A 25,349-nucleotide genomic window follows, 5' to 3' on the forward strand; every position below is an offset into this window, starting at 1 on the left:
TGGTCCTTAATCATGTTTGGGGAAGCCCCTAAGTACGGCGAGAAAAGCATCGCCGAAACGTTCCAATTTGCTATCGCCAACACCGGAGACGGCCAAGAGTTCACTGTGGGTTTGCGGGTGTGCTTTAACCATTCCGCGCAAGGTGGCATCGTGAAAGACGACATAAGGCGGTACCCCGCGCTCTTCGGCCAGTTGTTTACGGCAGCTGCGAAGTGCCAGCCAGAGGGGCTCCTCTCCTGGCTCTAGATCTTCTAGAACTGCCGTATTTCGGGTTTGCGCGCGAGGGGCTTTCTTGGGGAGTTTGCGCAGTTGTAGTTTTTCCTCTCCGCGCAGTAATGGGCGGCAGTTTTCTGTGAGTTTGAGCCCCTGGAATTCACCTTCAACTTCCAAATAGCCTCTTACAATTAATTGGCGCACCACAGCCTTCCACTCACTGCCGCTGAAATCCTTGCCAATGCCGTGGGTAGTGAGTTGGTCATGATTGAACTTGCGAACCTTTTCATTATCTGAGCCGCGCAGCACGTCAATGACATGACTGGCACCAAAGCGTTGTCCTGTGCGGTAAACGCAGGAAATCAACTTGATAGCAGCTTCGCTGCCATCCCAGGTAGCGGGTGGCTCCAGGCAGATATCACAGTTGCCACAGGGTTGCTCGAGGGTTTCAGCAAAATAATGCAATAGTGCCTGACGTCTGCAGCTGGTCATTTCGCATAGCCCCAGCATGGCATTGAGGCGTGTGCGTTCATGGCGTTTGTGCTCTTCACTACCTTCGGAAGATTCCACCATTTGTCCGAGTTTGACTACATCTTCCAGGCCATAGAGCAGTAATGCTATAGAGGCTTCTCCATCGCGTCCCGCTCGCCCGGTTTCCTGATAATAGGCCTCGACGCTTTTGGGCAGGTCTAGATGCACAACGAAGCGCACATCCGGCTTGTCGATACCCATACCGAAAGCAATGGTTGCGACTACGATTACCCCTTCCTCGCGTAAAAAGCGACGCTGATGTTCTGCGCGGGTCTCCGCTGGCAGGCCCGCATGATAAGGCAGGGCGGTATAGCCCTGCTGGCTGAGCCATTCGGCGGTATTTTCCACTTTGGCGCGGGACAAACAGTACACGACGCCTGCTTGGCCTTCCTGTCCATTTTTTAGAAATTGCAGGAGCTGTCGTCGCTGGTTGTCCTTGGGCTCGATCCGGTATTGGATATTCGGCCGGTCGAAACTGCTCACAAAGTGTCGGGCGCTTTCCAAATCGAGGCGCTGGGCGATCTCCGCGCGGGTGCGCTTGTCGGCCGTGGCAGTCAGCGCTATGCGCGGTACTCTGGGGAACTGCTCGTGCAAACAGCTGAGTTGTAGGTAATCAGCGCGGAAGTCATGGCCCCATTGAGAGACACAGTGAGCCTCATCAATGGCAAACAATGAGAGTTCTACTCTCTGGAGAAGAGCCAAGGTTCTGGGTTGTAGCAGGCGTTCCGGGGCCAAATAGAGCAAGTCGAGTTCGCCGTAGAGCAACTGGTTCTCAATGGCCTGGGCCTCGTCATAGGAGATGGAGGAGTTGAGGTAGGCGGCTCGAATACCGGCTTCCTGCAGGGCTTCCACCTGGTCCTGCATCAGGGCAATTAGTGGAGAGATCACCACGCCGCAACCGGGCCTGGCCAAGGCAGGAATCTGGTAGCACAGAGATTTGCCGCCTCCGGTGGGCATAAGTACCAGGGCGTCATCGCCGGCCATTAGTGTATTGATTACCGCTTCCTGAGGATCGCGGAAGTGGGTATAGCCGAAGACGTGTTCGAGAATATGTTGTGGGGAATTCATGGCGGCGGAGTATACCGCGCGTAGCGACTTTGTGCGGTGGGTTTTAGGATGGGGTTGCCTTGAAATACCTTGCAATGGCAGCTTAGGAGTTGTGACTGAATTCACGGGTTATAATCACATCTCACCCCGCATCTCATCACAGCGATCGCCTAAGGATAGGTCTATGCGCACATTGATCGTGCTTTTTGTGTTGTGGTTGACAGTTCTGGCCGGGCTTTCCGGCTGTTCCTCTAGTGCTCCGCGTAGTTTTGCGCAATCTGTTGTAGCGGATACTCATCTGGGCTGGCGGCCAGCACCGGAGAATCAGTTAGTTTTCTCCCTGGCGACAGTTTCTGGTGTTGCGCAGGTTGAGCTGCAGCCGTTACCGGAGCAATTTACTCTGGTAACTTTGGAACTCCCCGGCATGCGCAATGTGGAGGGGATTCAATGGCAGGGTGAAGAGGGGGAATCCACCATGCTTTACGATGGGCAAGCCGGGCTTGATGGCGTCAGCTTGCAGAGTCGTGATCATGGCTTTCGGCTGCAGTTGCAGCTCTCCTCTATGGACTACTTGCGCAATGGTGGTGTGCTGACGGTGATAGACCGCAGGCGCTAACTTTATTGGACTGCGCTTTTTCTAAACCCCAGCCCTTCAGGCCGGATCAGGTAGAGTTGTTTCCAAAATTTTCCTGTTACCCAGAGCCCATTTCGCTTCTTATCCCAGGCGATCCCATTGGCAACCGTGTCAGGGTGTTTACGGACATCGGGATTTAACCGATTCAGGTCAACAGCACCGCGCACTTCTCCGCTTATGGGGTCTATGGCGATGATGCGGCTGTCTTGCCAGATATTGGCCCAGATCAGGCCCTCGGCGAATTCCAGCTCATTCAGATTCGACCAGACCTCCCCGGCGCCATGTACCTTGAGCTGGCGCTTGACTTCAAAAGTATCTGGATCGCGGTAGGTCAGTTTATTACTGCCATTACTCATAATCAGGGACTCGCCGTCACTGGTAAGGCCCCAACCCTCGCCGTTGTATTGCTTAACCTCCAAATGTTGTAGGTTGCTGGCATTGTAAATATGCAGCTCACCGGCTTTATAAGTCAGTAGGTAGAGCTTATCGCCCAGAACAGTAAGACCTTCGGCAAATAGTCTGCCCGGCAACCACTTTCGCCTTACAGGTTTTTCACTGGGGTCGGTATACTCGGCAAGCCAGGAACGACGGTAAAGGCCACTGCTTTCCCACCAGCGCTGGCCATCGAAATAAAGCCCCTGGGTGAAATGATTCCCACCACGTTGACGCTCCTCCAGAATGGAGAAGGGGGTTGCCTTCAATTGTGCTTGTGCTGCTATTGGCAGCAGGCAGGACAGGCAGGACAGGCAGGATAAGAGCAGCAGTATGTAGCTGCGGATAGTAAGTCGGTACATCAATTATTTATGACCAGAGTAAAAACCTTTGTCACCTTGACCCTTTTGGGTGGTTTGGCGGTAGTGCTGCCCATCGCAATCTTAGTACTTTTATTCCAGTGGCTGTTTGGCCAGGTCAGTGAAATTGTCGCCCCCGCCGTTACCTGGCTGGAAGCCCATACGGAGTTTAAGGATACCCTCGCCAGACTTGTGGTGATAGCACTGATTCTTGGGGGCTGTTTCTTGATTGGTCTATTGGTAAAGACCAGCATTGGTAACTGGCTACATCGCCATGTTGACCACTGGCTCGGTCGCCTGGCACCTGGGTATAGCACTATTAAAGATTTGGTTGTGCAATTTATTGGCGGTGGTGGTGAGGGGGTACTTTCCGGGCCTGTGGCTCGGGTGCGTATCCACGGTGCAGATAATCCGCTTGCGGTAACGGCGATTGTGACTTCTCAGCATGCCAATGGTGAGATGACGGTTTACGTGCCAACGGCTCCAGTACCCACTTCGGGTTTTGTTTTCCATGTGCCGGCGGAGTGTGTGGAAATACTGCCCGGTGTTAGCGTTGAGGCTGCCATGAAAACCATCGTGGCCTGTGGCGCCGGTAGCGCTAGCCTGCTGGCCCCACCGGGGAGGCCTCAGGCAGAGAAAGCTTAGGGAGGGGGCGTTTAAAAGCTTTGCGATAAGAGGAGCCTAAGCCCCACTCGACTAGCGATTTTTACCCAGGTTGCGGATGGCAAAGCGCGCTGGATGCAGGGCTTTCGCCAGATCTGCGCTAACAGGTAGAGGCCCGTCCATAATCCAGCTGGCGAGTACTTCGGCGGTTAGCGGTGCGTAGGTAAAACCGCGGGAGCCCAGGCCGCCCATTACATAGAGTCCCGCCTGATAATCTGAGTGCTCGGGGATGAATAATTTGCGGTTTTTACGCAAACTTGCGTAAGTGTTGTCCATGGATACCCAGTCGGGAATTGGTCCGGCAACTGGCAAGTAATCCGGTGTAGCGGCGCGCAGTGCGGCGCGGCCATTGAAATCCTGGCTGGAGAATTCCTCGGCAAAGTGTGGCAGCAGTTCTGCCAGTGTCTGCAGGTTCTCCTTGTGTTCACTTTCACGTAACTCTGTGGCGGTTTCCTTGAGCTTGAAGGTGGCGCCGAAGCTTTGGCGCCCCTCGTGGGCCGGAGTGATATAGCCTTCACCACAGAGGGCAATTTTTAATTTTGCGGAGGTCTCTGTGGCGCGCACTCGGGAGACCTGGCCGCGTATTGGCCGCAGGGGCAGTGCTGCAGCCGGTGCAAAGCTGCGGATATCATTGGCCCCACAGAGAATGACCGCTTCAGTTTCTATTTCTTTGTCTTCGATACGCAGGAACCACTTGCCATATTGGCGCGTCAGTGTTTCTACTGTACTGCCCTGATATCGAGTGATGTTTCGGTGTTCCAGTAGCGCAGCACATACCTTTTGGGGTTCCAGCCAGCCTGCATTGGGGAAGTAGAGCCCGTCAAAAGGAAGATCTACGCCGGCGAGCTGACAGGCCTCCTCACGAGTAACTATTCTGGCCAGGTTTTGCCCTTGGTGTTCTGCCAGGCTAGCGGCGATCTGTTCCTGTAGCAGCTTTTCCCTATCACTCTGAGCCAGTTGCAAGAGGCCGTTAAAATGTGCGAGCTGCGGGCATTGTTGCTTGTAATATCGCTGGGCGAACATCAGGGCATGCAGGTTGAAGTCTCCATTTGGGCCCGGTTTGGGGGAGAGCTTGCCGTAGAGTATGCCCTGGTCGTTGCCGGAGCCGCCGCTGCCGGGGGCAGGTCCGCGCTCAATAATTTGTACTTGTACACCGCGCTCTGCGAGTGCTCTGGCAATGGTGGCGCCGGAAATACCGCCACCGATCACTGTGGCAGATTGCGGATGCTGTGCTTCGGTGCTGGGTAGGTGCCAGGGGGTGCTGTGCTGCTGGCAGTCGTGTAACTGCTCCAGGGTGCCGCACAGCATTTCCCGCTTGCTGCCAAACCCCGCTACTTTGCGCAGGGCGAAGCCCGCCTCTCGCAGTCCACGCTTAACCAGCCCTGCGCAGGTAAAGGTGGCGAAGGTAGCACCGGGGCAGCTCAGGTGGGACATATTGGTGAACAGCTCTTCTGTCCACATGTCCGGGTTCTTGGCCGGCGCAAAACCATCCAGGAACCAGGCGTCGATGTAGCGATCGCGATTCTCTTGATGTAAGCGCAGGCTATCCAAAGCCCGGCTGGCCTCCCCAATAATCAGAGTTAGTTTTACTGGGCCGAACTGTAGGCGGTGAATACCTTCGGCTAATAATGGTGGGTAGGCTTCAATCAGTGGCTGGGAGTAGGTCTGCAGTTGTGGCCACAGTGCTAGGGCACGCTGCAAATCCTGGGGGTGCAGGGGGAATTTCTCCACACTAACAAAGTGCAGCTGTGCACTTTTTGGAGCGGTTTTCTGCCATAGCTCCCAGGCGGCGAGAAAGTTTAAGCCGGTGCCAAAGCCGGTTTCGCCGATAGTAAAAGTGGCATTCTCGCGCAGGGTCTCCCAGCGTTCCGCCAGGGCATTTTGTTGCAGGAATACGTAGCGAGTTTCCTCCAGACCGGAAGCTGTGGAGAAATAGATATCGTCATAGGCGAGGGACAGGGGTTGACCGTCTTTGCGCCATTGGATGTCCGCGTGTTTGCCGGATTTGCTCACTTCACTACTATCCTTAGGCTCCGTCCTTAAGGCCGAATTCATGCATTACCTGGTCACACCAGCGGCCAATACGCTCTTCACTGAGGTCAAATTCATTCTCTTCATCGAGGGCGAGGCCGACAAATTGGCTGCCATCTTCGGTCAGTCCTTTGGATTCCTCAAATTCATAGCCTTCGGCAGGCCAGTAACCTACCGCGCGGGCGCCGCAGGCGAGCAGTTGGGCATGCAAATAGCCCAGGGCATCCTGGAACCACTGTGGATAGCCTTCTTGGTCCCCGAGCCCAAACAGAGCAAAAGTCTTACCGCTCAGATCGAGCTCGGCCAGGTCGTCCCAGATATTCTCCCAGTCTTCCTGGAGTTCACCGTAATCCCAGGTGGGAATGCCAAATAGGAGGAAGTCGTAGCTTTCGGCCAGGGCAATATCCGCTTCGGCTACGTTGTGTAGGTCGATCCACTGGGGGCCAATGTATTGGCGGATTTTTTCTGCAGCCATTTCGGTGTAGCAGGTGCTGGAACCGTAAAACAGGCCTATTGGAGCTTGGGAGCTTGGCATAACAAAAAATTCTTACTGCTGGTCTATGGCGCCGTTGAAGTCGAGCTGTCGCCAGGCTTCATAGATCACAATGGCGGCGGCGTTGGACAGGTTGATACTGCGGCTCTCGGCGCGCATAGGAATGCGCAGGGTGTTCTCTGGACCCACCATTTGTAGAAACTCCGCCGGCAGGCCGCGAGTTTCGGGGCCAAACACAATCGCATCGCCGTCTTGGTATTCCACCGAGGTATGGCTGTGACTGCCTTTAGTGGACAGGGCCAACACCCGCGAAGGTTTCTCATTATCGACAAAAGCCTGCCAGTCTGGGTGTCGAACCACGCGGCTGTATTCACTGTAATCAAGCCCGGCGCGGCGCAGGCGTTTGTCGTCCATATCGAAGCCAAGGGGTTCGATTAGGTGTAGCTCGGCGCCAGTATTGGCGCAAAGTCGAATAATATTGCCTGTGTTCGGGGCAATTTCCGGTTGGAATAGAACAATTTTGAACATTACTTGGCGGATGCCCTGGAGCGGTACTATCTAGCTTGAATGATTTGAGCCGGGCGGTGGGCCCGGCTCCGCATGGCAGCGGATTATTCCACAATTAGAGGGGAGTGGCGATCTCCTCGCAGTCGATCTCCACCCCCAGCTCATTGGCGATCTGGTCGAGTTCGTCGCGCAGGCCATCGAGATCCATATCTTCATCCACATTGATCTTGCACTCGGCAGTAAACAGAGGCTCGCCACTCCACGGAGTACTACTGTAAGTAGTTTCCAGCTGATCCATATTGATATGGTGGGCGCTGAGTGCGCGGGATATTTCCCGCACAATACCGGGGCGGTCGTTGCCTACCAGCTTCAATGTCAGTGTCTGTTGAGGCTTAGTGGAAACGGCGATCGCGTCTTCAACGATCAGGTTATAGCCATCCTGGGCGAGGCTAGTGAGGGCGACCTTTAAGCCTTGGGTTTTGTCACCGGGAACAGCAACGCGCAATATACCGGCAAATTTTCCGGCAAAATGGGCCATATGGCTGTCTTCCCAGTTGCCACCGTTATCCGCAATGACTGCAGAAAGCTTTTCCACAACACCGGGCTTATCGTTGCAGATCATGGAGATAACGAGATGCTGTTGCATATAGTGTTCCTTTGCTTCAGTGGAGACGTATCATTTGCATTGTAATAGGATCTCGTCGGATAACTCTATCGTCCAATCTCAAAGCCATTTTTCTTTTACCGGTAACAGGTAACTTAGCGAGGGACTGTCAATGAAGGTCATTGCCGATTTGTGCGTGATACCCATGGGTGTGGGGGTGTCTGTCAGTAGGTATGTTGCGGAGTGTGAAAAAGTACTGGCGGAAGTCGGACTGACACACCATCTACATGCCTATGGCACCAACATAGAAGGGGACTGGGATACGGTGATGGCTGCGGTAAAAACCTGCCATGAGCGAGTACACGCGATGGGCGCCGATCGCATCACTACCAGTCTGAAATTGGGAACCCGTATAGACCGGGACCAGTCATTACAGGATAAGATCGACAGTGTGCGATCGAAGCTGGATTAACGATAACAACACAGGAACGATTATGACGATCAATATCAAGAAATCTCTGCTCGCTATGGCCGGCGCTCTGGCCCTGGCTGGTGGGGCCCAGGCTGCCGACTTGAATTCTGTCATTCAGGGGGATCACCGCAGCAAAGAGTACGTTGCGCGAGACCAGTACCGTAACCCGGCAGAAACCCTGGAATTTTTGGGTATTAAGCCAGATATGACGGTAGTGGAGGTTACTCCTGGCGGCGGCTGGTATACAGAAATCCTAGGGCCCTACCTGGGCAATAAAGGCAAGCTCTATGCAGCGCACTTCCCCGAGGATAGTGAGTCTTCTTACTATCAACGTTCTTTGAAAAGCTTTAAAGACAAGCTAGCTGCTGACAAGAAGGCCTATAAGAATGTCGTAGTGACCGAGTTTTCACCGCAAACCGGCCGTGAGATAGCCCCAGCAGGCAGTGCCGATGCGGTGGTGACTTTCCGTAACGTACACAACTGGATGTACCGCGGTTATGAAGATAAGGCTTTTGCCAGCTTTTACAGCGCTCTGAAACCCGGCGGTGTTCTTGGTGTGGTTGAACATCGCGCCAAACCTGGTACCAGTAAAGAGGATATGGTCAAGAGTGGTTATGTGACTCAGGAGTATGTTATCGAAGCAGCCAAGAAGGCTGGTTTTGAGTTGGAAGAGAGCAGTGAGGTCAACGCCAACCCGAAAGATAGCGCCAAGCACCCGAAAGGTGTCTGGACTTTGCCACCCTCTCTCCGCTTGGGCGATGAGGACAAAGACAAGTACCTGGCCATCGGCGAGAGTGACCGCATGACTCTACGTTTCCGCAAGCCAAAATCCTAAGTTTTAACAACCATTTACCAATACAGGTAAACACCGGGAGCGGCGTTCGTCGCTCCCATCTCACCCGGATATGAAAGTTGTATGATCATTCCCTTTGCGCAGTTGGATCCCAACACTTTGCAGAACCTATTGGAAGAGTATGCTACCCGTGAGGGCACCGAGTATGGTGAGCGCGAGGTGGAACTACCGGAGAAGGTGGCTAGCCTGCGCCGTCAGTTGCAGTCCGGTGACGTGGTAATTTGGTTCGATCCCGGAGAGGAGACAGTCAATCTGGTGCTGGCCGAGGATCTGCCTACCGATGTCTGAATACCTTATTGATGTGCCCCAAGCACCTCAAGCGCGCTTTCTGTTTGCCCATGGTGCCGGTGCGCCCATGGACAGTGAATTTATGCAGACGTTGGCCACTGGGTTGTGTGAGCAGGGTATCGAAGTGGTGCGTTTCGAGTTTCCCTATATGGCCCAGCGCCGCAGCGGAGGTGGCAAGCGGCCGCCTAACACTATGTCGCAGTTACAGGAGAACTTTAACGCCCAGATTGAGCAGTTTGCCGGTGATTTACCCCTGTTTATTGGGGGCAAGTCGATGGGAGGGCGGGTAGCGAGCCTCCTGGCCAATGACAGCTATGCGCAGGGGGTGGTTGCCGGACTTATCTGCCTGGGGTATCCATTTCACCCCCAGGGCAAGCCGGAGAAGCTCCGCACTGAGCACCTGCTAGATTTTGCCTGCCCCACTTTGATTGTGCAGGGAGATCGCGATCCACTTGGCAGCCTTGCAGAGGTGAATACTTATGGATTGGCAGAGGCTATTGAGATTGAGTGGCTGGCCGATGGTGACCACGATTTTAAGCCCCGTCGCGCGAGTGGATTTACCCAAGCCCAACACTGGCAGATTGCGGTGGATAAAGTGGCGGGGTTTATGCAGCGGTTTCCAGGATCGTGACGCGTTCTTCCCCCACTAGCAGTGGGGCCAGCTGGGCCATTTGGGCGCGTCGCTCCTCGCTGGTGTACCAGTGTTGCCAATGCAGTTCTGACTGCCATTTAGACAGGGTAAAGCGGCGCAATGGATTGCCCTTTTCGATATAGGTTTGTCCCTCGATAAAACCGACGGTGCGGTAGGCACAGGTAAGGACTCTTCGTGCGGCCTCCTCGTAGCTGCTCTGCATCTCGGCGGCAATTTCCCGCTCAATCAATACATAGATCATCATCTCCCCACAATGCGATAGGGCCTAAATGGATTTTAGCGCGGCTGTCAGCGGAAGAGTCGGCAGCCAGTTTCTAGATGACGAAGTGCGCTAAATTGCGCACAATAAATACTATGAAGTTTGATCACACCCTCGATGCCCGCGGCCTGTTGTGCCCGGAACCCGTAATGATGCTGCACTCAGCGGTGAGAAATGTTGCCGATGGGGAAGTATTGAAAATGATGGCCACCGATCCCTCGACGCAGCGGGATGTGCCCAAGTTCTGCCAGTTTCTCGGCTATGAGCTGGTGCAGCACGCAGAGGAGAACGACGAGTTCGTGTATTGGATCAAGAAAGCGGAATAGTTGGTCAGATAGCGCCCCGGTCCCGCTTCGACGGCACCGGGGGCACACTCCCGAAGAAGTTTTGTACTGACTCTATGGCCTGTTAACTCTTATGGCGCCGTTACTAGAGCGGCGATCGCGGCTAGTGCCTCAGGGTCCTCAGATTTGATCTTGTTGGCGATATGATGTTGGAAGAAGTAGCGAAAGCCTTCACTCTCCTGTGCTGGGTATAGACAGTGATCTCCCGGTAGTACCGGAGTGGTCTCAACGACATCGTGATCGATCAGCATACCGTGAATAACGCCGTCGGCGTGCAGCCTCCAGCTGATGACCTCGATCAGTGTCAGGTTCTCCCTGTCCTTATCCATAAACACCGCATGGGTGCCGATGGTATCGGGAATCTCCTGCAGAACTTCCTCGGGTTTGCTGCTCTCAAACTCAAAGTATTCCGCCGCAGTCTCCAACTCGACGACTTTGTGGATTGGGGGATGGTGGAAGATGTCTTCAATACCGGGATCGTAGTAGCCTTCGAAGCGTCCGTCCAAAGGGTCCTTGATATCTGGACAGGCCACTATGGTGTTTAACCAGGGAACGAGGCCAACGACCTCGCCATTCGCTTTAAGCCCCCAGCAGAGTATTTTTAAGCTGTATAGGTCTGTACCGCTGGAGTTGTTGGAGTAGAGCATTTCCAAGCCGTCTAGCTCCGGCGAAAGGCGAATAAAGCGCCTGTCCGCAGAAGTTTCGATCGGCTCGCCGGTGAAGAGGTCAACCACATTGTTGATGCTGTGGTCTGTCATGGAACACCTCCTGGCAGGGCCGGTTATATACCGTCTCCGATCAGATCAAGGTGCGACTGCCAAGGCCCTATCTCTGAAAGAAGACCGGGGCAGGAGGGTATTTGACTGCATTAGACCCCTCCTCGGGGAATACGCTGAAAAGGCAGGTGTTCAGCGGCCTCCCTGTGAGTAAAGGTATATGTTGATTTCCGGAAATACAACCGGCCCGCTAACGCCTGCAGAAACGGCGCGGCTTTGATCGAGGCGCTCCCGTTGATATAGTCCCCGCCTTTGCGGTATCCCGGAGAATATCTTGCCCGTCACTCACTTAGAAATGGCTCCAGTTTCTAATACTCCCCTAGCAGCCAGATCCACTGCCGAGCGTATTGTGGCGGTCTTCAATCGCTGTTTTTCCAGTCCAAAAGGGCTAAATACCCGACTTTGCGGCGGTTTTTCCGAACCTTACTATCGGCCCGCCGGGGGCCAGCAGGGCCATCATCAGGTCGAGTTCACTCTCGACTATGCGGCCAGCGCACTGCACGAGGTGGCCCATTGGTGTGTGGCCGGTGAGGCCCGCCGGCAGTTGCCCGACTATGGCTATTGGTATGCTCCAGATGGGCGCAGTGCCGAGCAACAAGCAGAATTCGAGTTGGTGGAGGTCAAACCCCAGGCGCTGGAATGGATTTTCGCCCGTGCCTCTGGCCTCCGTTTCCGTGTCAGTGCGGACAACTTGGAGAGTGGCCTTGGTCCCAGCACCAGTTTCAAAGAGGCTATTTGGCGCCAGGTTCAGCGCTATTGTGCGGAGGGGCCCAATGAGCGGGCGCGCACTTTCGCTCTTGCGCTCGCAGGGGCGTTTACTCAGCCAGATCCATTGAGCGGCGATATCTATCAGCTGCGGGAGCTATCGTGAGTAGTTTTCTGGTCGACTCTTCTGTCTATATCTTTCGCTATTACTTTGCTTTGCCACCCAACTGGCAGAGTCGCAGTGGTTACGACACAGAAGCGGTCTACGGCTTCACCAACTTCCTGCTGGATCTTTTGGCGAGAAATCCACGTCATATCGCCTGCGCTTTCGATGAATCTCTCGGCAGTTGCTTCCGCAATACGCTTTACCCGGACTATAAATGCAGTCGCGCATTGCCAGATGAAGCCCTGGCCTTTCAGTTGGCGGCCTGCCGGGAGATGGCGGAAGCCCTGGGTATCGCCAGTTTCTCCAGTGAGCGTTATGAGGCGGACGATATTCTCGCCAGCTTGACGCGAAAACTGCGCAATCATGCCCCAATCATTGTGAGTCGGGATAAAGATCTAGGGCAGTTACTGGCTCGTGGAGCCTCCAGTCTTTGGGATTTTGCCGCAAACCAGCATATGGACAGTGCGGCCATCGAGCAGAAGTTTTGTGTAAAACCCGCGCAGATTGCCGACTACCTGGCACTGGTGGGTGATAGCAGTGACGATATTCCCGGAGTACCCGGCATTGGTGCCAAGACTGCGGCGCGATTACTGGGCGAGTTTGATGATGTCGAAGCGCTGTTGGCACAGCAAGAGAGAGTGACAACACTGCCCATTCGGGGTGCGAAAGGGCTCGCCCAGCGGCTGGGGGAATATTCCGACCAGCTGCGCTTGGCAAAACGCCTGGCAAGCCTGGTGGAGGATATCCCCCTTGGCATTAAGGTGAGTGATTTGCGTCCGCAACCTGTGGATGTTGAATTGGCCACGGCTCTGGCCAAGGAGTTCGGGATCGGCGGGCTGGCAGGAAAAATGGAGCGCACACTGGTGAGCGCTGAAGGAGAATCTACATGAGTAAAAGCCACGCACAGGGCGTTGGCCTCAAGATTGTTGCCGATGAGAATATACCGGCACTGGAGCAATATTTTGGCGATCTAGGCACGCTAGTACGCTATCCGGGCCGCACACTGACGCGCGAGCAATTGATTGATGCCGATATCCTACTGGTGCGCTCCGTCACACGAGTGAATCAGAGCCTGCTGGAGGGCACGCCGGTACGTTTCGTGGGTAGCTGTACCATCGGCACCGATCATCTGGATACCGATTGGATGGAGCGCAATGGTATTTACTGGAGCGCCGCGCCGGGCTGCAATGCCAACTCCGTGGTTGAATATGTATTTTGTACTTTGGCCGCCCTAGACGTGGACTGGCGCGGGCGCAGCTTTGGCATTGTCGGTTGTGGCAATGTGGGAGGGCTGCTGCAGAAGCGCTTGCATGCCCTGGGTGCGAGCTGTGCTGTCTACGACCCCTGGCTGCCAGATAACCCCGACTTTGCCCCCCTTGAGCAAGTACTGAGTCAGGACATTGTGTGCCTGCACGCCCCCCTGGTTAAAGATGGGCCCTTCCCCAGTTTGCATATGATCGGTGCTGAGCATTTGGCACAGATTCGCGACGGCGCTGTTTTGATTAGTGCCGGTCGCGGTGCGGTGGTGGACAATCGCGCGTTATTACAGGTGTTACAGCGGGCAAAGCGTTTTAAGACGGTACTGGATGTCTGGGAGGGGGAGCCGGGAATCAACACTGAACTGTTGGAGTTGGTGGACCTGGGTAGCCCGCATATTGCCGGCTATAGCCTGGATGGCAAGCTCACAGGCACCCGCATAATTCGTGAGGCGCTCTCCAATGCGCTGGATCTGGCCCAGCCAGAAAACACTGGCGTCACCTGCGATACGCAAGCTGAAGTCTCTAGAAGGCAACTTGAGCCGGTGATTAGTGGGGCGGCGCCAATAGCGAATTTGTTATTGCAAATGTATGACCCACGCGAAGATGATGCGCGCCTGCGCGAAGCGGCTCGAGGGATAGAACCTATGGCCAAGGCTTTCGACCGCCTGCGCCGAGAATACCCCGAGCGTTTGGAGTTTTCCCATTACCGCGCCGCAGCGCAGGCCCTGGGTAAAAAAGAGAGAGAAGAGTTGGCAGTACTGGGGCTCATGTGCGATTAGAAAAACAAGTTAAGAAGCTGGGTTTGATTATCAATCCTTGGGCCGGTGTTGGCGGCCCAGCGGGGCTTAAGGGCAGCGATGGAGCCGAGACAGTGGCGCAGGCCCTGACGGCTGGTATTGAGCCGCAATCCCACAAGCGTGCCGCGATTGCCCTGGAGGCCTTGCTACCGTTTCGGCAGCAGCTGGAGTTTTTGTGTTTTGCCGGTGATATGGGGGCGGATACGGCTAGTGCACTGGGCTTTGCCGTGCGTGAGGTGGGTGCAGCCGAGTCCACCCCGTCAACCCCCGAGGACACCGAGAGAGCGGCAATGGCGATCCGCGACGCCGGTGCCGACCTGATCGTCTTTATTGGCGGTGACGGCACTGCGCGCAATATGACCAACGTCCTGGGTGATCACTTTCCAGTACTGGGTATTCCCGCCGGTGTCAAAATGCACTCCGCTTGTTTCGCGATTTCCCCCAAGGCTGGTGGAGAAGTTTTGCGTAAATTACTGGCCGGTGAGCTGGTGGATTTGTGTGAGCGCGAGGTGCGTGATATCGATGAAAATAGCTTCCGCCAGGGGCGGGTGAGCACTCGCCACTACGGCGAGCTGCTGGTGCCCCAGGAGGGCCACTTCCTGCAGGCAGTAAAGAACGCCGGGCGCGAGGTGGAAGAGCTGGCTGTGGCGGATATCGCCGCGGAGATTGTCGAGGAACTAGAGCCGGATACCTTGTATATCGTCGGTCCCGGTTCAACTACCTTAGCTGTCTTGAGTGAATTGGGGTGTGACGGCACCCTGCTGGGGGTGGATCTGCTCTGTGATGGCGCCCTCTTGCAAAAAGATGTGAGCGCGCCGCAGATTGAGGCAGCGATTGCCGCACACAAGAGTGTGAAAAAAAATGGTCAGGTAAAAATTATTCTCACTGCCATCGGAGGCCAGGGCCATCTGATCGGCCGCGGTAACCAGCAATTCTCCCCCAGAGTCCTAAGCCAAGTGGGTCGTGAAAACCTGGTGGTTGTCGCTACCAAAACCAAAATAACCGAACTCGGCGGGCGCCCCCTGTTAGTGGATAGTGGTGACCCCGAACTGGATCGGCAGTGGAGCGGCTTTATCCGTGTGGTAACCGGCTACCGCGATGCGATCCTCTACCCCCTAAGCAATGGAGAAGTCTGAGTGTCTACCGATTGGCAAGTGTTGCTGCAGCAAGTAGAGCCCAAGTTAGTTCAGGGCGGCGGTGACAGCCGGCGTTTGTTTCACGGGCGTGGTCGCTGTTTTACAGGCCTGGAGCAGGTTTGTGTCGATAGTTTTTCCCCTGCATTACTGGTTACTTTTTTTGAGGAGTACGAGGGGGAAGGGGAGTTGTGCGAGAAGCTCTGGCAGATGGCCGAATCATACGGTTATCAGGGGGTGGCCGCGCAGCGTCGCTATCTCCCCGGTGCACCATTGGAGTGGTTGTGTGGCGAATCGGTTGCCGCACCAGTGGCGCAGCGCAACGGTCTGCAGTTTCCACTGACCTTTGATCGCCAGAATGTTGGCTTCTTTCTGGATATCGAACCCGGTCGTGCCTGGCTTGAAGCGCAGGTGCGGGAGCGCTCGGAGCGCGCATCGGTGAAGATGCTGAATTTGTTCGCGTTTACCTGTGCTTTTTCTGCTGTGGCTCGAGCCGCTGGGGATATTGAGATCGTCAATGTGGATGTGAACCGGGGCGTTTTGAATCGCGGCCGAGAAAACCACGAGGTGAATGGCCTGTCCCTGCGGGGCATTCAATTTTTACAATTCGATGCGCTGCGCCAGTTCAAGCGCTTCGATCGCCGGGGGCCCTTTGATCTCGCTATCGTAGACCCACCCACACGCCAGAAAGGCCGCTTCGATGTGAGTCACAACTACGAAAAACTGCTGCAACAACTGCCTGCCTGCCTCGCGGATGAGGCAGACCTGCTGATGGTGATCAACTCCCCGCGCCACAGCGAAGCGCACTTTCGCGAGTTGATACTCGGTGCCGATAGCGGCTATGAAGTGGTAGAGCGGCTAGCGCAAAACCCGGATTTCCCCGATCGGGACCCGGATGCCGCCCTAAAAATGCTGCACGTTAAATATCGTCGTCAGAGTTAGCGATACTAAATAGCGGTGATGCCCAAACCACTCTATTTACAGTGCGGCAAACTCCCGCATTAGGCGCTCCACCAGCGCCTGTAACTTTGCAGAGGAACCATCGCGCACGGCGCTGTTGAGCAGCTGTGCGTTACTCTGGCCAGAATTTTCTTCCTTGTTGATCAACAGCAGAAATCCCCGGTGGCTCAGTACCACTTCCTCCGCAGCTTCCTGGCGCACCAGCTGGGAGAAGTGAATGTAACCGCTCTGTTTTAACCAGCTGAGGGCACCCAGACAGGCCAGGTGCCGTGGTGAGTGCAGGCCGAATTCGTCGGGGGTGTCTGCCCCGGCAATGTCCTCTATGTAAATGGTGGAGGGCAGGGGGAACTGGCCAAACAGTGCCAGCAGAATTCTGCCGGCATCACGATAAAAGTCGTGGATATGTAAATCGTCCAACATCAGCGGGTATATCGCTCCAAAAAGTAACCCAACCGCTCAATCGCGTGGGAAAGGTCGTCGGCGCGGGGCAGAAAGACAATACGCAGGTGATCGGGCGCGTCCCAATGGAAAGCGCTGCCCTGTACCAACAGGATTTTTTCCTGGCGCAGGAATTCCAATACCAGCTGTTCATCACTATCGATTTTGTGGTGGTCCAGGTGCAGCCTGGGGAACAGGTAGATGGCACCACTAGGTTTGACACAGCTGACACCGGGAATGTCGTTGAGCATGCGGTAGGCCAGATCGCGTTGCTGGCGCAAGCGGCCGCCGGGCAGTATCAAGTCGTTAATACTCTGATAGCCCCCCAGTGCGGTTTGCACGGCATACATGGCCGGTACATTGCCGCACAGGCGCATAGAGGCGAGTATTTCCATCCCTTCAATAAAGCCTTTGGCGCGATGCTTGATCCCGCTGATGATCATCCACCCGGAGCGGAAGCCGGCCAAGCGGTACGATTTGGACAAGCCATTGAAGCTCAGGCAGAGCACATCCGGGGCCAGTTTGGCCATGGGGGTGAACTCGGCGTCGTCATAAAGGATCTTGCTATAGATTTCATCGGCAAAAATCACCAGATTGTGGCTGCGAGCCACCTCTACAATCTCTTCCAGCAAAGCCTTGGGATAAATAGCCCCGGTGGGGTTGTTGGGGTTGATCACGACAATGCCGCGGGTGCGAGGCGTGATTTTTGCTTTTATGTCCTCAATATCGGGCAGCCAGCCGGATTCCTCGTCACAGCGGTAGAGTACCGGGTTGGCACCAGCGAGATTGGTAGCGGCCATCCATAGGGGGTAGTTGGGCATTGGCAGCAGCAGCTCATCGCCATTGTTGAGCAGTGCCTGGGTGGCCATGGATATTAACTCGGAGACACCATTGCCCAGATAGATGTCATCAATTTCAACTCCCTGGATACCCAGGGTCTGGCACTCCTGCATAATAGCTTTGCGCGCGGCGAATAGTCCCTTGGACTCCACATAGCCCTGGGCTTGGGAGAGATTGTGGATGACGTCCTGGATGATTTCATCGGGGGCGTTAAAGCCGAAGGGAGCGGGGTTGCCGATATTCAGCTTGAGGATACGGTGGCCTTCCTCCTCCATGCGATGGGCTTGCTCCATCACCGGGCCGCGAATCTCATAGCAGACGCCGTGCAGTTTTTCAGATTTATGGATGTCCTTCATGTTGGTGCGGCAGCCCTGTAGCTTGGCAGGAGCAGCCTCAGCCGCGAGCGAGCTGCGCGATAGGCGGGATGTCCACTGGCGGCGGTCACCGCTCCTGCGAGAACGATTAAAACGGAACGAGACAGTATGGCAAAAGCAAAAGACGATAACTACTGGCGAGATCAGCTGACAGATGAGGAGTTTGAGGTCTGTCGCAAAGGGGGGACAGAAGCGCCATTTAGCGGGGAATATTGGGATGTTTTTGACAAAGGTCTCTACCGCTGCCGCTGTTGTGGCGAGGTTTTGTTTGATGCGGGAGCAAAATTCCAGAGCTACTGTGGCTGGCCCAGCTTCGATGAGGAATTTAGCGTGGGGATTATTCGAGAGCTAGCCGATAATAGTTTTGGTATGGAACGTATCGAGATTCGCTGCAGTCAATGCGACAGTCATCTGGGGCATGTGTTCGATGATGGGCCTACTGAAACCGGCCTTCGCTACTGTGTTAATTCCTTGTCGGTGAGGCTGGACCAGGAGTTCAACGAAGACGGCGAAGAGGAGGGCAAGTGAGGAGAGTACACTGGAGTCGCTGGCTACTCAGGGTGCAGTGGGGGCTACTCGGGATTATTGTGCTCGCAGGCATGGCACTGCGTTTCGGATTGTTGCGCTTCGAATTGGTCTTCATGATATTTACCTACGCGGGTGGGGCGGCACTGATTGTCGCACTGGTGAGTTTACTGGTGTTTGTCTGGGGGTCGCGCAATCACAGGCCCCAGGCGCGCAGCAATGCCCTTTGGGCTGCGTTGCTGGGACTGCTGCCAGTAGCTGTGCCCCTCATTACGGTGGGCAAAGATAATTTCAATGCGCCAAAAATCCACGATATCACTACCGATACCCGCAACCCCCCGGCATACCAAGCAGTCCTCGACTTGCGTAAGCCTGGGGACAATAGTGCCGCATACGGCGGCGAGCCTGTGGCGAGCCTGCAGCGTGAAACCGATATCTATTCCGACATCTATCCACTGCATGTCCATATGTCTGTAGCCCGCACCACTGAGCTGGCGGCGGAGGTTGCCAAGAAACTGGGCTGGAAGATTGTGTCTTACGAACCAGAGAAGGGGCATATCGAGGCAACCGACCGAACCCTGCTGTTAGGCTTTACCGACGACATAGTGGTGCGAGTACGGCCGGAAGATGATGGTGGCTCGCGGGTGGACGTGCGTTCCAGTTCCCGTGTGGGAGTCAGTGACCTAGGGGCCAACGCAAAGCGTATTCGTGAGTTTATTGAGGAGCTGCACCTGCGTGTACTCAGCGAGCAGTACGGAGAGCCCTCTGACGCCTAAATTATCTTCCCGCAACCGGCAGTGTTAGGTAAGTATCTGACAATAAAAGAAAAAAAATTCAATTCGGGTGTTGACAGTATCCCGAACGGTACATAGAATGCGCCCCACTTCTGACGCAGAGCTACACTTTAAAACGCAGCGAAACGACAGAAGGTTTCTGGGTCCCCATCGTCTAGAGGCCTAGGACACCGCCCTTTCACGGCGGTAACAGGGGTTCGACTCCCCTTGGGGATGCCACGCGGGAATAGCTCAGTTGGTAGAGCGCAACCTTGCCAAGGTTGAGGTCGCCGGTTCGAACCCGGTTTCCCGCTCCAAGTTTCCGCTTTGCGAGATGATCTCTAGTCAGCTCACAAAGCACGCCACCGAGAAATCAGTGGCATTGCCATGGACAGCATGGCAGCACCGGACCTTAAGGTCGAAGTGCAAGTTTCTGTCCCCATCGTCTAGAGGCCTAGGACACCGCCCTTTCACGGCGGTAACAGGGGTTCGACTCCCCTTGGGGATGCCAATACGACCCGGTAGCAATGCTACCGGGTCAAATTGCGGGAATAGCTCAGTTGGTAGAGCGCAACCTTGCCAAGGTTGAGGTCGCCGGTTCGAACCCGGTTTCCCGCTCCAATTTTATTTTTGGATGGATCTTTGGCCCCATTCAAAAGTAAAGTCACCGCGAGGTGGCAAAGCCATGGACAGCGTGGCAGCACGGGACCGAAGAGGTTGTAGTGCAAAGTTTCTGTCCCCATCGTCTAGAGGCCTAGGACACCGCCCTTTCACGGCGGTAACAGGGGTTCGACTCCCCTTGGGGATGCCAATACGGCCCGGCAGCAATGCTGCCGGGCCAACACAAAACGCGGGAATAGCTCAGTTGGTAGAGCGCAACCTTGCCAAGGTTGAGGTCGCCGGTTCGAACCCGGTTTCCCGCTCCAAAATAAAAAAGCCGCTCAATCGAGCGGCTTTTTTATTTTCCGATATATTGCTTCTAAGTTTATTACTTGCACTGGTATTGCCGGAGTGCGACTGTGCACCTGGAATTCCGCCTCCGCGGCTTTGGGCTTCCCTGTGTTTCCGCCGGTTGAAATTATTCGGGCAAGCACGTTGAATGGCGCCTTCAGCATAGGAATTCACAATGACCGCCGCGCTATCTATCCATAACCTGCAAAAAACCTACGAAGGCGGCTTCCAGGCCCTGAAAGGGATCAGCTTCGAAGTGCAGCCGGGGGACTTCTTTGCTCTGCTGGGCCCCAATGGTGCAGGTAAGTCCACCACTATTGGCATTATCTGCTCATTGGTGCGCAAGACTGCCGGTAGCGTGTCGATTTTTGGTGTCGATATCGACAGTGATTTTGCCGCTGCCAAGCGTCTTTTAGGCGTGGTGCCGCAGGAGTTCAATTTCAGTCAGTTTGAAAAAGTCTTCGATATTGTGGCTACTCAGGGGGGATTCTATGGAATGCCGCGCAAGTTGGCAGAGGAGCGCACAGAGCAATATCTGAAGCAGTTGGGACTTTGGGATAAGCGACACACTCAGGCGCGTATGCTGTCTGGGGGGATGAAGCGCCGCCTGATGATTGCACGGGCGCTGATTCACGAGCCAAAACTACTGATTCTGGATGAGCCTACTGCTGGGGTGGATATCGAGCTGCGTCGCTCCATGTGGAGCTTCCTGGAGGACATTAACGCTCGGGGTACCACCATTATTCTCACTACCCATTACCTGGAGGAGGCGGAGAGCCTGTGCCGCAATATCGCCATTATCGATAAGGGCGTTATCGTTGAGAATACCTCTATCAAGTCCCTGCTGAAGACTCTCAACCGCGAGACATTTATTCTCGACTGCAGCGAATACCTAAGTAAGGCACCGGAGCTTACCGGGTTTAAATGTTGCCTGTTGGATAATCATTCCCTGGAAATCACTGTAGAAAAAGGGCAGTCACTGACAGAGGTCTTTGTCGAGCTCAAGGCCCAGGGCGTTACCGTGACCAGTATGCGCAATCGTGCCAACCGCCTGGAAGAATTGTTTATTTCCATGTTGTCCGAGGAAAAAGAAGAGGGGTTGGATTCGTGAGCGGTAAGTTGACCTGGATATCCTTCAGCACCATTTTCCGCCGGGAGGTGCGCCGCTTTATGCGTATCTGGCCACAGACCCTGGTGCCGCCGGTGATCACCATGACGTTGTACTTTGTGATTTTTGGCTCTCTTATTGGCAGCCGTATCGGGGAAATGGGCGGATACCCTTATATGGAGTTTGTGGTGCCTGGGCTGATTATGATGTCAGTGATCACCAACTCCTATGGCAATGTCGTGTCCTCTTTTTACAGTGCTAAGTTTCAGCGTAGCGTTGAGGAGCTGTTGGTCTCGCCTACGCCAAATTGGGCGGTGATGGCTGGCTATGTACTGGGCGGTGTTGCGCGTGGCTTAGTTGTAGGCCTGATTGTCACTCTAGTAGCGATGTTTTTTACTTCTCTCAGAGTCGAACACCTGGGAGTCACCATCGCTATTGTGTTTCTCACATCGGCGCTATTCTCTCTGGCGGGTTTTATCAATGCGATTTATGCCAACAGCTTTGACGCCATATCGATTATTCCCACTTTTGTTTTGACCCCGCTTACCTATCTGGGTGGTGTTTTCTACTCCATCGATCTGTTGTCGCCCTTTTGGCAAGGATTGTCGAAATTGAACCCGATTCTCTATATGGTGAACTCCTTTCGCTATGGAATCCTGGGTGTTTCCGACATTAATGTGGCCTGGGCATTTGTTGGGGTCTTGGTTTTTATTGCGCTTCTCGCCAGCTGGGGACTTTACCTGATGAGTCACGGCAAGCGATTGAGGCACTGAGGTTGAGTATGAGCAGAGAAGATTGGCAGAACCTCCCGCTGGGTCGGGAAACCGTTTACGAATCCAGCTATAACCCAGAGCTACTGCACCCGATTCAGCGATCCATTTCCCGAGCCCAACTGGGGCTGTCCGTTGGCGCCCTGCCATTTTTTGGGGAAGATGAGTGGTGGGGGTTTGAGCTCTCCTGGCTCAATACCAGAGGCAAACCCCAAGTGGCGGTGGCGCGCTTCAGCTTTCCCGCGGAAAGCCCCTGTATGGTGGAGTCCAAGTCCTTCAAATTGTACTTAAACTCCTTTAACCAAAGCCGCTTTGATTCCTGGCAGCTGGTTCAGGATACCCTAGTGCGGGATCTAAGCGCTGCGGTGGGTATGGCTGTGGAAGTGACCCTGCTGGAGGTGGAAGATATCTCCCTGGATGTGCAGAGGCCGCAAGGGTTCTGTCTCGACCAGCTGGATATTGCCGTAGAGCAATACCAGCCGGACTCGACACTGCTGGCGCTGGAAGAGATTGGTGTGGAGGTTACTGAAACTCTCTACAGCCACTTGCTGCGCAGTAATTGCCCGGTTACCGGCCAGCCGGATTGGGCGACGGTAATGGTGGAATACAAGGGGCCGATGCTGCAGCGCGAAGCGCTATTGGCCTATATTATTTCCTTCCGTGAGCATCAGGATTTTCATGAACACTGCGTGGAGCGGATTTTTTGCGATCTGCAAAACCTTGCGGACTTTTCCGAGTTAACAGTTTGTGCCCGCTATACCCGCAGGGGAGGGCTGGATATCAACCCGCTGCGCTCCACCCGTATTGAGAAGCCTCTACCGCCGCGCTTCGCCCGTCAGTAAATTATTGCTAATACAGGTGATATTGGTCTCAGGTATTTCTGTGGCCAATATCGTCAAATCCCACAGCATTAAAACACTCCTGCCTTAAATCTTGTGTCACAAGTGGCGCTGTTCCCTCTTGGGCTAAGCTTTCCTGGATAGCTTTTTGGGTGCAGGTGTATTGGATGTAGCCTATCGATGGGCCTGTACAGTTACATTAGTGGCTATTCACTTTTCTTGGCTCGATAAAAAGTAAATAAGCTGCAATTGGTGTATCGCCAATGATTTACACAGATCCATAGGCCCCCTAGATATGGAAATCCAAACACAGTCTCCAGCGCTACCCGCTGTGCTTGTGGTTTTCATCCAAATTATTTCCTCCACTCCCGCCAATGCCCAGGTTTATGTTGAAGCCGATCAATTGATGAAGGTGATCGAAGCGCAGCAGCGCCAACTCGAGGCACAGGAAGCGCAAATCCGACAGCAAAAGGCTGATCTAGAGGCTTTGCGGCAACAGGTGGAGGAGCTGCGCAGGGCGAGGCCCCCAGAAAATTCCCCGGCTGCGCCAGTTCCGGCAGTACCAATGCCGTCAGTTCCTCCATCGAGAGAATACAGTGAGCCTGTGGATAGCGTTGCGCTCGATGATTTGCGCGATCAATTAGAGCTCATACGCAAAGATATCCCGCCTGGCTCCCTACCGCCCCCTCGGGCCAGGGGAGACCCAAAGCATCCGGAACAGACGGATATCGAAGAAATCATTTCCAGTGTACCGACCGACTGGCCGGGGTCTATCCCTGTGCTCGGCAGTCGCACTCGAATAAAAATTAATGGCTTCGCCGAGCTGGATGCTAACTATGACACCGGCGCCATTGTCAGCCCGGCTGAGTTCACAACCAGTGCTATTGTCACCAGCAATAGAACCGCAGCGGAGGGTGAGGATGGCCAGACTAATGTTTCCGTTCAGGTATCGAGATTGGTGCTCAAGTCAAGAACGCCCTGGGGCGGCCGTTTAATCGAAAATGAATTTTCTATGGATTTCCTTCGGGATCCGACCGTCAGTGAGCCTTTGTTGCGTCTGCGCAAAGCATACGGCCAGGTCAGTGATATTTTGCTGGGCGGAGATTTACGGTTGGGCCTCGACTGGTCCACGTTCAGTAATTTAACCGCCTCACCAAACACCCTGGATTACGAAGGCCCCAACTCACTGTTAGCGCTCATGCGTCCGGTTGCACGTTGGAGCCGTAAATATGATCCAACTCTCACTCTGCAAGTCTCCCTGGATGCGCCAACTGATCGGGTTTTTCAGAATGCACTGGAAGTGTCTCGCTGGCCGGACTTTGTGGTAGCGGTTATTTCCCAAACAGACCGCATTAACTTTCAGGGCAGTTTTATCCTGCGGGACCTGCGTGGCAGTGGGGAACCACAGTCTGCCGTTTCGGATACCGGATGGGGTATCAATTTAAGTGGCGTGATTGATATGCCCGGTAGGCTTGCGCCGGATTTTGCCTCCTACTCCTTTAGCTATGGCTATGGCTATGGAAGCCTTCTGGATGATGAGCCCCCCGACGCGAGCTATGACTTCGTCAATAATCGGCTGGAGGCAATTCCAACTCTGGGTTGGTATCTGGCTTATCAACACTGGTGGAGCCCGTGCCTCTATACCGTGGCAACCTATGGGCTGGTGCATCAGGACAACCTGGATTTCCAGCCGGGCTCCTCATTTTATCAAACCCAATACAGCAGTATTAATCTGACCTGGACCCCGACGCCGCATTGGCTGTTTGGCGTTGAGGCCCTTTATGGAACCAGGGAGGACAAAGATGGAGCCTATGGTTCAGTCTGGCGGACCCAGTTCACCAGCCGTATCTCGTTCTAGTGGTTTCAAATGTGCGATATCAATAATGTTGCGCTTTATTTTGCTATGGGGTTTTTTAACCTCCTGTAATTCACCGAGAACAGTGGTGACTGACACTTGGCATTCGCCACTGGTTGCAGAGCGCTCGCTGGGAAAAACTTTGGTCCTGGCCTTTACCTTGGTTCCTCGCCCAATAGTTGGTATCTATGTGGAGAGTATTTGGGTGGAGCAGTTGGGCCGCTATGGCGTGAATGCCCTCTCATGGAGTGATGTTGCGGCCGATGGCAAGGTTCCCACGATGGGGGAGCTGGCTGATGTCCTGGCTGAATATCAATTTGACACGCTATTGGTGACACAGTTGATCAGCTTTAAACAACTGAATAGGAATGTTTCCAACTCTCAAGTGGCCATTGTCGAAACCCGTTTATATTTTGCGCCATCGGAAGAGGTGTATTGGTCCCTGGAATCTGAAAGTTTCCTGGCGAACTATATGATGGGGGAAATTCGCCGTCCCAGGGAGGGAGATGCCCTGGAATATGTGGAAACCGTTATTCAACAAATGATGAAGGATGGTGTTTTCTAGGCGCTGATGCCATCGTTTTATGGAGTTGGTCACCACAAACCATTTCCTCCTGAGGGGTAGGTGAAGTTAAAACATAATTTGTTCAGCTATTCTGGTGAGAAGAGCCGTACGGAAGAGTGTGCTGAGCACCTGA

General features: G+C 54.4%; 29 protein-coding genes and 6 tRNA genes. 25 read left to right on the forward strand and 10 right to left on the reverse strand.

What is annotated here, in order from left to right:
• Nucleotides 1-6 precede the first annotated feature (6 nt).
• Nucleotides 7-1,812 carry a DNA helicase RecQ gene (recQ, locus tag ACJJJA_RS08675; RefSeq protein WP_444888529.1) on the reverse strand — a complete coding sequence of 602 codons (1,806 nt, stop codon included), beginning with the start codon at nucleotides 1,810-1,812 and terminating at the stop codon, nucleotides 7-9.
• Nucleotides 1,813-1,975: 163 nt separating this feature from the next.
• Between recQ and ACJJJA_RS08680 the strand changes: the two genes are divergently transcribed.
• On the forward strand, nucleotides 1,976-2,407 hold the full coding sequence (locus ACJJJA_RS08680) for a hypothetical protein (RefSeq protein WP_444885514.1): 432 nt from the start codon (nucleotides 1,976-1,978) through the stop codon (nucleotides 2,405-2,407).
• Between the two features lie 2 nt (nucleotides 2,408-2,409).
• Here ACJJJA_RS08680 and ACJJJA_RS08685 read toward each other — a convergent pair whose 3' ends face one another.
• Nucleotides 2,410-3,219, reverse strand: a complete 810-nt coding sequence (locus ACJJJA_RS08685; protein ID WP_444904339.1) for a glutaminyl-peptide cyclotransferase — start codon at nucleotides 3,217-3,219, stop codon at nucleotides 2,410-2,412.
• A 9-nt stretch (nucleotides 3,220-3,228) separates the two neighbouring features.
• On the opposite strand from ACJJJA_RS08685, the gene ACJJJA_RS08690 reads away from it, so the two are divergent.
• Nucleotides 3,229-3,861: a DUF502 domain-containing protein gene (locus tag ACJJJA_RS08690; protein WP_444885512.1), complete on the forward strand. Its 633-nt coding sequence runs from the start codon at nucleotides 3,229-3,231 to the stop codon at nucleotides 3,859-3,861.
• A gap of 51 nt (nucleotides 3,862-3,912) precedes the next feature.
• On the opposite strand, the gene mnmC is transcribed toward ACJJJA_RS08690, so the two are convergent.
• The 4 genes from mnmC to ACJJJA_RS08710 form a co-directional block, all read right to left on the reverse strand.
• Nucleotides 3,913-5,892 carry a bifunctional tRNA (5-methylaminomethyl-2-thiouridine)(34)-methyltransferase MnmC2/FAD-dependent 5-carboxymethylaminomethyl-2-thiouridine(34) oxidoreductase MnmC1 gene (mnmC, locus tag ACJJJA_RS08695; protein ID WP_444904340.1) on the reverse strand — a complete coding sequence of 660 codons (1,980 nt, stop codon included), beginning with the start codon at nucleotides 5,890-5,892 and terminating at the stop codon, nucleotides 3,913-3,915.
• Nucleotides 5,893-5,905: 13 nt separating this feature from the next.
• Nucleotides 5,906-6,445, reverse strand: coding sequence for a flavodoxin FldB (gene fldB, locus ACJJJA_RS08700; protein WP_444885510.1), 540 nt, complete (start codon nucleotides 6,443-6,445; stop codon nucleotides 5,906-5,908).
• Nucleotides 6,446-6,457: 12 nt separating this feature from the next.
• Nucleotides 6,458-6,931 carry a tRNA (uridine(34)/cytosine(34)/5-carboxymethylaminomethyluridine(34)-2'-O)-methyltransferase TrmL gene (gene trmL, locus ACJJJA_RS08705; RefSeq protein WP_444888533.1) on the reverse strand — a complete coding sequence of 158 codons (474 nt, stop codon included), beginning with the start codon at nucleotides 6,929-6,931 and terminating at the stop codon, nucleotides 6,458-6,460.
• 94 nt (nucleotides 6,932-7,025) lie between these two features.
• On the reverse strand, nucleotides 7,026-7,556 hold the full coding sequence (locus tag ACJJJA_RS08710) for a glycine cleavage system transcriptional repressor (protein WP_252085273.1): 531 nt from the start codon (nucleotides 7,554-7,556) through the stop codon (nucleotides 7,026-7,028).
• Between the two features lie 130 nt (nucleotides 7,557-7,686).
• Here ACJJJA_RS08710 and ACJJJA_RS08715 point away from each other — a divergent pair, with 130 nt between their 5' ends.
• The 4 genes from ACJJJA_RS08715 (at nucleotide 7,687) to ACJJJA_RS08730 (ending at nucleotide 9,758) form a co-directional block, all read left to right on the forward strand.
• Complete coding sequence (locus tag ACJJJA_RS08715) at nucleotides 7,687-7,986, forward strand: MTH1187 family thiamine-binding protein (RefSeq protein WP_444885508.1); 300 nt, start codon at nucleotides 7,687-7,689, stop codon at nucleotides 7,984-7,986.
• A gap of 22 nt (nucleotides 7,987-8,008) precedes the next feature.
• Nucleotides 8,009-8,821 carry a class I SAM-dependent methyltransferase gene (locus ACJJJA_RS08720; protein ID WP_444888534.1) on the forward strand — a complete coding sequence of 271 codons (813 nt, stop codon included), beginning with the start codon at nucleotides 8,009-8,011 and terminating at the stop codon, nucleotides 8,819-8,821.
• An 81-nt stretch (nucleotides 8,822-8,902) separates the two neighbouring features.
• On the forward strand, nucleotides 8,903-9,127 hold the full coding sequence (locus ACJJJA_RS08725) for a YheU family protein (RefSeq protein ID WP_252085276.1): 225 nt from the start codon (nucleotides 8,903-8,905) through the stop codon (nucleotides 9,125-9,127).
• A complete protein-coding gene (locus tag ACJJJA_RS08730; RefSeq protein ID WP_444888535.1) occupies nucleotides 9,120-9,758 on the forward strand; it encodes an alpha/beta family hydrolase in 639 nt (212 codons plus the stop codon). The genes ACJJJA_RS08725 and ACJJJA_RS08730 overlap by 8 nt, the downstream gene beginning before the upstream one ends.
• Here ACJJJA_RS08730 and ACJJJA_RS08735 read toward each other — a convergent pair.
• Nucleotides 9,733-10,023 carry an antibiotic biosynthesis monooxygenase family protein gene (locus ACJJJA_RS08735; RefSeq protein WP_444888536.1) on the reverse strand — a complete coding sequence of 97 codons (291 nt, stop codon included), beginning with the start codon at nucleotides 10,021-10,023 and terminating at the stop codon, nucleotides 9,733-9,735. The two genes, ACJJJA_RS08730 and ACJJJA_RS08735, sit on opposite strands and share 26 nt — an antisense overlap.
• A 74-nt stretch (nucleotides 10,024-10,097) precedes the next feature.
• Between ACJJJA_RS08735 and tusA the strand changes: the two genes are divergently transcribed.
• Nucleotides 10,098-10,364 carry a sulfurtransferase TusA gene (tusA, locus tag ACJJJA_RS08740; RefSeq protein WP_252085279.1) on the forward strand — a complete coding sequence of 89 codons (267 nt, stop codon included), beginning with the start codon at nucleotides 10,098-10,100 and terminating at the stop codon, nucleotides 10,362-10,364.
• A gap of 89 nt (nucleotides 10,365-10,453) precedes the next feature.
• Here tusA and ACJJJA_RS08745 read toward each other — a convergent pair whose 3' ends face one another.
• Entirely contained in the window at nucleotides 10,454-11,140 is a 687-nt protein-coding gene (locus tag ACJJJA_RS08745; protein WP_252085280.1) for a hypothetical protein, read from the reverse strand.
• A 292-nt stretch (nucleotides 11,141-11,432) separates the two neighbouring features.
• Here ACJJJA_RS08745 and ACJJJA_RS08750 point away from each other — a divergent pair, with 292 nt between their 5' ends.
• The 5 genes from ACJJJA_RS08750 to ACJJJA_RS08770 are packed head-to-tail and all read left to right on the forward strand — an operon-like array spanning nucleotide 11,433 to nucleotide 16,160.
• A complete protein-coding gene (locus ACJJJA_RS08750) occupies nucleotides 11,433-12,029 on the forward strand; it encodes an elongation factor P hydroxylase (protein ID WP_444904341.1) in 597 nt (198 codons plus the stop codon).
• Nucleotides 12,026-12,919 (forward strand): 5'-3' exonuclease, encoded by an 894-nt coding sequence (locus ACJJJA_RS08755; RefSeq protein WP_444904342.1) that lies wholly within the window; start codon nucleotides 12,026-12,028, stop codon nucleotides 12,917-12,919. Before ACJJJA_RS08750 ends, ACJJJA_RS08755 begins: the two co-directional genes overlap by 4 nt.
• Nucleotides 12,916-14,067 (forward strand): 4-phosphoerythronate dehydrogenase, encoded by a 1,152-nt coding sequence (locus tag ACJJJA_RS08760; RefSeq protein ID WP_444904343.1) that lies wholly within the window; start codon nucleotides 12,916-12,918, stop codon nucleotides 14,065-14,067. Before ACJJJA_RS08755 ends, ACJJJA_RS08760 begins: the two co-directional genes overlap by 4 nt.
• A complete protein-coding gene (locus ACJJJA_RS08765; RefSeq protein ID WP_444898626.1) occupies nucleotides 14,058-15,221 on the forward strand; it encodes an ATP-NAD kinase family protein in 1,164 nt (387 codons plus the stop codon). Before ACJJJA_RS08760 ends, ACJJJA_RS08765 begins: the two co-directional genes overlap by 10 nt.
• Nucleotides 15,222-16,160, forward strand: coding sequence for a class I SAM-dependent methyltransferase (locus ACJJJA_RS08770; RefSeq protein WP_444904344.1), 939 nt, complete (start codon nucleotides 15,222-15,224; stop codon nucleotides 16,158-16,160).
• 36 nt (nucleotides 16,161-16,196) lie between these two features.
• On the opposite strand, the gene ACJJJA_RS08775 is transcribed toward ACJJJA_RS08770, so the two are convergent.
• A complete protein-coding gene (locus ACJJJA_RS08775; protein WP_444904345.1) occupies nucleotides 16,197-16,598 on the reverse strand; it encodes a hypothetical protein in 402 nt (133 codons plus the stop codon).
• On the reverse strand, nucleotides 16,598-17,812 hold the full coding sequence (locus ACJJJA_RS08780; protein WP_444885497.1) for a pyridoxal phosphate-dependent aminotransferase: 1,215 nt from the start codon (nucleotides 17,810-17,812) through the stop codon (nucleotides 16,598-16,600). Before ACJJJA_RS08780 ends, ACJJJA_RS08775 begins: the two co-directional genes overlap by 1 nt.
• Before the next feature lie 126 nt (nucleotides 17,813-17,938).
• Between ACJJJA_RS08780 and msrB the strand changes: the two genes are divergently transcribed.
• From msrB to ACJJJA_RS08845, 13 genes are all read left to right on the forward strand, one after another.
• A complete protein-coding gene (gene msrB, locus ACJJJA_RS08785; RefSeq protein ID WP_252085288.1) occupies nucleotides 17,939-18,358 on the forward strand; it encodes a peptide-methionine (R)-S-oxide reductase MsrB in 420 nt (139 codons plus the stop codon).
• The gene (locus ACJJJA_RS08790) at nucleotides 18,355-19,131 is read left to right on the forward strand and encodes a DUF1499 domain-containing protein (RefSeq protein WP_444904346.1); all 777 of its coding nucleotides are present in this window, start codon (nucleotides 18,355-18,357) and stop codon (nucleotides 19,129-19,131) included. The genes msrB and ACJJJA_RS08790 overlap by 4 nt, the downstream gene beginning before the upstream one ends.
• A gap of 161 nt (nucleotides 19,132-19,292) precedes the next feature.
• Nucleotides 19,293-19,368 (forward strand) — tRNA-Glu (locus ACJJJA_RS08795).
• A 1-nt stretch (nucleotide 19,369) separates the two neighbouring features.
• Nucleotides 19,370-19,445 (forward strand) — tRNA-Gly (locus tag ACJJJA_RS08800).
• 118 nt (nucleotides 19,446-19,563) lie between these two features.
• Nucleotides 19,564-19,639 (forward strand) — tRNA-Glu (locus tag ACJJJA_RS08805).
• Nucleotides 19,640-19,673: 34 nt separating this feature from the next.
• Nucleotides 19,674-19,749 (forward strand) — tRNA-Gly (locus ACJJJA_RS08810).
• A gap of 114 nt (nucleotides 19,750-19,863) precedes the next feature.
• A tRNA-Glu gene (locus ACJJJA_RS08815) sits at nucleotides 19,864-19,939 on the forward strand.
• 39 nt (nucleotides 19,940-19,978) lie between these two features.
• Nucleotides 19,979-20,054: transfer RNA gene (locus ACJJJA_RS08820), tRNA-Gly, on the forward strand.
• Between the two features lie 200 nt (nucleotides 20,055-20,254).
• Nucleotides 20,255-21,190 carry an ABC transporter ATP-binding protein gene (locus tag ACJJJA_RS08825; RefSeq protein ID WP_444888544.1) on the forward strand — a complete coding sequence of 312 codons (936 nt, stop codon included), beginning with the start codon at nucleotides 20,255-20,257 and terminating at the stop codon, nucleotides 21,188-21,190.
• Complete coding sequence (locus ACJJJA_RS08830; protein WP_252085291.1) at nucleotides 21,187-21,960, forward strand: ABC transporter permease; 774 nt, start codon at nucleotides 21,187-21,189, stop codon at nucleotides 21,958-21,960. Before ACJJJA_RS08825 ends, ACJJJA_RS08830 begins: the two co-directional genes overlap by 4 nt.
• 8 nt (nucleotides 21,961-21,968) lie before the next feature.
• A complete protein-coding gene (queF, locus tag ACJJJA_RS08835) occupies nucleotides 21,969-22,799 on the forward strand; it encodes an NADPH-dependent 7-cyano-7-deazaguanine reductase QueF (protein WP_444888545.1) in 831 nt (276 codons plus the stop codon).
• Between the two features lie 292 nt (nucleotides 22,800-23,091).
• Nucleotides 23,092-24,654 carry a hypothetical protein gene (locus tag ACJJJA_RS08840; RefSeq protein WP_444890783.1) on the forward strand — a complete coding sequence of 521 codons (1,563 nt, stop codon included), beginning with the start codon at nucleotides 23,092-23,094 and terminating at the stop codon, nucleotides 24,652-24,654.
• Between the two features lie 85 nt (nucleotides 24,655-24,739).
• Nucleotides 24,740-25,216, forward strand: coding sequence for a hypothetical protein (locus ACJJJA_RS08845; RefSeq protein ID WP_444888547.1), 477 nt, complete (start codon nucleotides 24,740-24,742; stop codon nucleotides 25,214-25,216).
• Nucleotides 25,217-25,349 lie beyond the last annotated feature (133 nt).

The sequence above is a fragment of the Microbulbifer mixtoriginis (SeqCode) genome (genome assembly GCF_052466865.1).